The sequence below is a fragment of the Geitlerinema sp. PCC 9228 genome (genome assembly GCF_001870905.1).
Lineage (GTDB): Bacteria > Cyanobacteriota > Cyanobacteriia > Cyanobacteriales > PCC-9228 > PCC-9228.
Genome location: NZ_LNDC01000216.1, coordinates 1 through 804, shown reverse-complemented (window position 1 = coordinate 804; position 804 = coordinate 1). Strand labels below are relative to the sequence as shown.

Genomic DNA, 804 nt, shown 5'->3' with positions numbered 1-804 from the left:
CCCTTCCCGATCCCGTAAAATTAAATAGGTATCGAAGTTAGCATTTACAGTCTCGATCGCAATTTGCTCACCCGCTTCCCCTTCGAAGGTGTGAACTTGATAGTAATGACCACTATCAAAAGCCTCGCTGCTGCTGTTGAGTTCGCCTTGAATTACATTGGCGTTCGCCTCGTTTTCCGAAACTGTATCTCTTTGCTGGGCAAATTCGCTGGTTGTGGAGGCTGCCGAAGAAGCATCGGTTTGACCGTTGGCAATGGGAACGGAAGCGCTACATAGAGCCAACCATCCCACGCATCCCATCAAACTCACTTTCCACCACTTCGATTTCTTATATGCCATGTCCGTTTCTCCCTCTATTTATTGGTTATTGGTTTGGTTTTTCGTGGATTTGTATAAATTAAAACTCGATCGAAGCCGTTATTTGTACGTAATTCCAACGCTGCACGGTATGGCTGGCATATTGTAGAAGAATGCCACTACTAGCAGCGCCACTTATGTAAGCAGAACTACTGCCGCGATCGCGTATTATTACTGAATTTAGACTAACACTTGTTTTTCAAATTTGCTTAAAGTCCCTGCGAATCCAACCGATTTTTTGATGAAAGTTTTGTAAAAATTTGTCAGGTATCGGTACCGATTGGTACAGTGCGATCGCACTGACTGGTTAATGCGATCGCTTCTCCACATCAAAAAAACGAAAAACAGTTGCATGGCGTTACCATCAAGTAAAACTTTCGGTAGCTTGGAATCCCCGTCGCTTTAGCGCGGGGAGGAAAAGCGCCTCGTGGGGCTTTAGCCCCATTT

Annotated in this window: 1 pseudogene; it reads right to left on the bottom strand. The window is 45.0% G+C overall.

The annotated features are described in order from the left end of the window. Positions 1 to 339, bottom strand: a pseudogene (locus tag AS151_RS20365) (hypothetical protein); the annotation flags it as partial. Positions 340 to 804 lie beyond the last annotated feature (465 nt).